The following is a 5,482-nucleotide window of genomic DNA, read 5'->3' on the forward strand; positions in this document are numbered from 1 at the left end:
GCAGGTAGCTGTCGGCGGCGGCCGCGCCGCCGATCGGCACGGCTTCGTCGCAGGCGGCGACGTGTTTGGCGTTCGCGTCGGCGTCCGAGTAGACGGCGACGCTCGCGATGCCCATCCGGCGGCAGGTCGCGGCCACGCGGCAGGCGATTTCGCCGCGATTGGCGATCAGGATCTTGTCGAACATGATGGTCGGGGTTCGGTTGTCGGGTTTTGGCGAGCAGGCGTCGGAACAATCGGGACGTGACGGCCCGTCATGCGCGCCAGGCCGGCGTGCGTTTTTCGAGGAACGCGGCGATGCCCTCGCGCGCCTCGGCGCCGGCGCGCGTGGCGGCGATCCGGTCGGCCGTGTCGTCGATCAGCGCATCGTCGAGCGCGCGGCCGGCCACGTCGGCCACCAGCCGCTTGCCGGCGCGCACGGCGTCGGGGCCGTTGGCGCACAGCGCGTCGGCCAGTTGCGCGACGGTCGTGTCGAGCGCGTCGGCGGCCACCGCCTCGTGGATCAGGCCCAGTTGCGCGGCGCGCGCGCTGTCGAACACCTCGGCGGTCATGACGTAGCGGCGCGCGGCCCGCTCGCCGAGCGCGCGCACCACGTACGGCGCGATGGTGGCCGGGATCAGCCCGAGCCGCGCTTCCGACAGGCAGAAGCGCGCCGGCTGCGCGGCGATCGCGATGTCGCAGGCGGCCACCAGCCCGACGCCGCCCGCGTACACGTCGCCGTGCACCCGCGCGATCACCGGCTTGCCGCAGCGGTAGACCGCCTCCAGCATGCGCGCGAGCCGCCGCGCGTCGGCGCGGTTCTCGTCGTCGCCGTAGCCGGCCATCTTGCGCATCCAGTTCAGGTCCGCGCCGGCGCAGAACGCCGGCCCCTCGGCCGCCAGCACCACGGCGCGCACGCCGTCGTGCGCATCGAGCGCGCCGAACGCGGCGCTCAACTCGGCGATCATCGTTTCGTTGAACGCGTTGCGCACCTCGGGCCGCGCCAGCGTGACGGTGGCGATGCGGTGCGCGTGCGTGACGCGGATCGTCTCGTAGTTCGACATGCGAGCCTCCTTACATGCGGAACACGCCGAAGCGCGTGTCCTCGACGGGTGCGTTTTCCGCAGCGGCCAGGCCCAGGCCGAGCACGTCGCGCGTTTGCGCCGGCTCGATCACGCCGTCGTCCCACAGCCGCGCGCTGGCGTAATACGGGTGGCCCTGCCGTTCGTACTGCTCGCGGATCGGCGTCTTGAACGCGGCTTCTTCGTCGGCCGACCAACTGCCGCCCTTCGCCTCGATGCCGTCGCGGCGCACCGTGGCCAGCACCGAGGCGGCCTGATCGCCGCCCATCACCGAAATGCGCGCGTTCGGCCACATCCACAGGAAGCGCGGCGAGAACGCCCGCCCGCACATGCCGTAATTGCCCGCACCGAACGAGCCGCCGATGATCACCGTGAACTTCGGCACCTTGGCCGTGGCCACCGCCGTGACCATCTTCGCGCCGTGGCGCGCGATGCCCTCGTTCTCGTACTTGCGGCCCACCATGAAGCCCGTGATGTTCTGCAGGAACACCAGCGGGATCTTGCGCTGGCAGCACAGCTCGATGAAGTGCGCGCCCTTGACGGCCGATTCCGAGAACAGGATGCCGTTGTTGGCGACGATCCCGACCGGGCGGCCCCAGATGCGCGCGAAGCCGGTCACGAGCGTGGTGCCGAAGCGGGCCTTGAATTCGTCGAACGCGGAATCGTCGACGATGCGTGCGATCACCTCGCGCACGTCGAACGGCTTGCGCGTGTCGGCGGGGATCACGCCGGCCAGCTCGGCCGGCGCGTAACGCGGCGGCAACGGTTCGGCCGCCGCGATCCGGTCGTGCGCCGTGGCCGCCTTCGCGCCGAGGTTGCCGACGATCGAGCGCGCGATCGACAGCGCGTGCGCGTCGTTCTGCGCCAGATGGTCCGCCACGCCCGACAGCCGCGTGTGCACGTCGCCGCCGCCCAGATCCTCGGCGCTGACTTCCTCGCCGGTGGCCGCCTTCACGAGCGGCGGGCCGCCCAGGAAAATCGTGCCCTGTTCCTTGACGATCACCGATTCGTCGCTCATGGCCGGCACGTAGGCGCCGCCCGCCGTGCACGAGCCCATCACCACGGCGATCTGCGCGATGCCGGCCGCCGACAGGTTCGCCTGGTTGTAGAAGATGCGGCCGAAATGGTCGCGGTCGGGGAACACGTCGTCCTGGTTCGGCAGGTTCGCGCCGCCCGAATCGACCAGATAGACGCACGGCAGCCGGTTCTCGGCCGCGATCTCCTGCGCGCGCACGTGCTTCTTGACGGTCACGGGATAGTACGTGCCGCCCTTCACGGTGGCGTCGTTGCAGACGATCACGCACTCGCGCCCGGCGATGCGGCCGATGCCGGTGATGATGCCGGCGCCCGGCGCATCGTCGTTGTACATGCCGTAGGCGGCCAGTTGCGACAGCTCCAGGAACGGCGTGCCCGGGTCCAGCAGCAGCGCGATGCGCTCGCGCGGCAGCAGCTTGCCGCGCGCGACGTGCTTGTCGCGGGCGGCCTGGCCGCCGCCTTGCGCGAGCCGCTCGATCTTCTCGCGCAGGTCGGCCACCAGCGCGTCGAGCGCCGCCTGGTTGGCGCGGAATTCGTCGGAGCGGGGGTTCAGTTTCGATTCGAGGATCGGCATCGTGTCGGCTCCGCGGCGGCTCAGGCCGTTTCCGCGAACAGTTCGCGGCCGATCAGCATGCGGCGGATTTCGCTGGTGCCAGCGCCGATTTCATACAGCTTGGCGTCGCGCCAGAGCCGGCCGACCGGGTATTCGTTGATGTAGCCGTTGCCGCCGAGGATCTGGATCGCCTCGCCGGCCATCCAGGTGGCGCGCTCGGCCGTGTAGAGGATCACGCCCGCGCAATCCTTGCGCGCTTGCCGCACGTGCCCGCTGCCGGCGGCATCGAGATGGCGGCCGACCGCGTACAAATACGCGCGGCAGGCCTGGAAGGTGGTGTACATGTCGGCCAGCTTGCCCTGGATCAGCTGGAATTCGCCGATCGACTGGCCGAACTGCTTGCGATCGTGGATATACGGCACCACCGCGTCGAGGCAGGCCGCCATGATGCCGGTCGGGCCGCCCGCCAGCACCGCGCGCTCGTAATCGAGCCCGCTCATCAGCACCTTGACGCCGCTGCCCACCTCGCCCAGCACGTTGTCCTCGGGCACTTCGACATCCTGGAACACCAGTTCGCCCGTGTGCGAGCCGCGCATGCCGAGCTTGTCGAGCTTCTGCGCCACCGAGAAGCCCTTCATGCCCTTCTCGACGATGAACGCCGTCATGCCGCGCGCGCCGGCTTCGAGGTCCGTTTTCGCGTAGACCACCAGCGTGTCGCAATCGGGGCCGTTCGTGATCCACATCTTGGTGCCGTTCAGCACGTAGTGGCTGCCGCGCCTGTCGGCGCGCAGCTTCATGCTGACCACGTCCGAGCCGGCGTTCGGCTCGCTCATCGCCAGCGCGCCCACGTGCTCGCCCGAGATCAGCTTCGGCAGATAGCGGCGCTTCTGCGCCTCGTTGCCGTTGCGGTTGATCTGGTTCACGCACAGGTTGGAATGCGCGCCGTAGGACAGGCCGACCGAGGCCGAGGCGCGCGAGATTTCCTCCATCGCCACCATGTGGGCGGTGTAGCCGAGGTTCGCGCCGCCGTATTCCTCGTCGACCGTCATGCCGAGCACGCCCAGGTCGCCGAACTTGCGCCAAAGGTCCATCGGGAATTGGTCGCTGCGGTCGATCTCGGCCGCGCGCGGCGCGATTTCCTTGGCTGCGAACGCGGCGATCGCGTCGCGCAGCATCTCGATGTCTTCACCGAGCATGAATTGCACGCCGGGCAGGTTGATCATGTCTCCTCCGATTCCAGAAAGTGCGTTCGGCCGATCCGGTGGGTGATGCATTCTGAGTTGTGCTCAGGATTTTCCGGGCGCCGATGGATTGAACGATGCCGATTGATGGCGGCTAGTGTCGCGCGACGGTTGTTTCGGCGTCAATGATTTTTTGAGTGTCACTCAAATTTCATGTCGATGTCGGCTATCATCGCTCGCATTGCTTCGTTTCGGGTTCACTCGCCATGTCCGACCTGCCCCTCAAGACCGACCGCCCCGACGGCAGCCGCGCGCCCGCCGGACGCAAATCGCAGCAGCGCGTGCAGGACATCCTGCGCGCCGGGCGCGAGGTGTTCGCCGAGAAGGGGTACGAGCACGCCACCGCCGCCGAGATCGCGCAGCGGGTGGGCGTGTCCGAGGCCACCGTGTTCAGCTATTTCCGTGGCAAGCGCGAGCTGTGCGCGCGCGTGATTGCCGACTGGTACGACGAGAACATCGCCACGTTCGAGGCGGGCATGCCGGCCGGCGCGCCGTTGCGCGAGCAGTTCGCATTCGTGGTGCGCACGCATTTGCGGCTGATGCTCGTGAACGGCACCGGGCTGTGCGCGCTGGTGCTGTCCGAGGGCCGCGCCAAGCAGCAGATGCTCGGCGACGAACTCGGCGAACTGCAACGCCGCTACACCGCCCCGCTGATGAACCTGCTCGCGCGCGGCCGCGACGATGGCCTGATCCGCCGCGACATGCCGTTGAGCCTGCTGCGCTCGCTGGTGTTCGGGCCGATCGAACATGTGCTGTGGGACGCGATCCTCGGGCGGCGCACGCTCGATACCGAGCGCACCGCCGATCAATTGATCGAGGTGCTGTGGGCGGCGCTGCAACCACCGACGCCCGACCTCGACGCGCTGGCCGAATTCGGCCGCGAGGTGCGTGCCGCCGTGGGCCGCCTGGAGCACCGGACGGGAGCAGCAAGCAACGGGCCAGCCGGCGAAATGGCTTGACTGATCAAGTCATAGGGTGTAACGTCTGGCGACTAAAGTATCAAAGAAGCGTGATTGCTGCTCATCACTGACCGCTAGACTGCGGTATTCGTTGTCCTCTCCCTCCTTGATTCTTTTCGCGTGCCGAACACTGCACGCGGTCTGAGAAGCGGCATCGGTCCAGTCCTTTACGGCGCTACCGGCCGGAAGTCCGCTCAAGCAAACCTAGTTTTCCGTCGATTGCCTGTTCGACGCCGCATCCGGGATGTCTCGCCATTCATACCGCTGTCCGGTACATGTGCGGAGCGCCCGTTGCACGACGGGCGACGTACGACTCAACATCAACCCGGTCATTGGAGAAATCAATTTGGCAAAGGAAGAGCTGCTGGAACTGGATGGCGTTGTCGATGAAGTACTGCCCGACAGCCGCTATCGCGTGACGCTCGAAAACGGCGCTGTCGTGGCCGCCTACGCGTCGGGCCGCCTGCGGAAGAATCACATCCGCATTCTGGCCGGCGATCGCGTTCGACTCGAGATGTCGATGTACGACCTGACCAAAGGCCGTATCAACTACCGTCACAAGGACGAGCGTGCCATGTCCGGCGCGCCGCCTGCCCGCAGCTTCCGACGCTGAGTTTTCGCCCGCGTCGGGGGGGG

Annotated in this window: 6 protein-coding genes; 2 read left to right on the top strand and 4 right to left on the bottom strand. The window is 67.9% G+C overall.

Annotation, left to right across the window (positions count from 1 at the left end):
• The 4 genes from ACYP33_RS31385 to ACYP33_RS31400 all read right to left on the bottom strand — a co-directional run.
• On the bottom strand, positions 1-184 hold a 184-nt coding region (locus tag ACYP33_RS31385; RefSeq protein ID WP_459625104.1), incomplete at its 3' end, for a biotin carboxylase N-terminal domain-containing protein.
• 67 nt (positions 185-251) lie between these two features.
• The gene (locus ACYP33_RS31390; RefSeq protein ID WP_459625105.1) at positions 252-1,040 is read right to left on the bottom strand and encodes an enoyl-CoA hydratase/isomerase family protein; all 789 of its coding nucleotides are present in this window, start codon (positions 1,038-1,040) and stop codon (positions 252-254) included.
• A 10-nt stretch (positions 1,041-1,050) separates the two neighbouring features.
• On the bottom strand, positions 1,051-2,667 hold the full coding sequence (locus tag ACYP33_RS31395) for a carboxyl transferase domain-containing protein (protein ID WP_459625106.1): 1,617 nt from the start codon (positions 2,665-2,667) through the stop codon (positions 1,051-1,053).
• A gap of 20 nt (positions 2,668-2,687) precedes the next feature.
• On the bottom strand, positions 2,688-3,869 hold the full coding sequence (locus tag ACYP33_RS31400; RefSeq protein ID WP_459625107.1) for an isovaleryl-CoA dehydrogenase: 1,182 nt from the start codon (positions 3,867-3,869) through the stop codon (positions 2,688-2,690).
• Positions 3,870-4,093: 224 nt separating this feature from the next.
• Between ACYP33_RS31400 and ACYP33_RS31405 the strand changes: the two genes are divergently transcribed.
• Together ACYP33_RS31405 and infA are read left to right on the top strand one after the other, a co-directional pair.
• On the top strand, positions 4,094-4,846 hold the full coding sequence (locus tag ACYP33_RS31405) for a TetR/AcrR family transcriptional regulator (RefSeq protein WP_414447584.1): 753 nt from the start codon (positions 4,094-4,096) through the stop codon (positions 4,844-4,846).
• Positions 4,847-5,192: 346 nt separating this feature from the next.
• Positions 5,193-5,459 carry a translation initiation factor IF-1 gene (gene infA, locus ACYP33_RS31410; RefSeq protein WP_414439203.1) on the top strand — a complete coding sequence of 89 codons (267 nt, stop codon included), beginning with the start codon at positions 5,193-5,195 and terminating at the stop codon, positions 5,457-5,459.
• Positions 5,460-5,482 lie beyond the last annotated feature (23 nt).

This window comes from Burkholderia sp. 3C, from assembly GCF_054589155.1.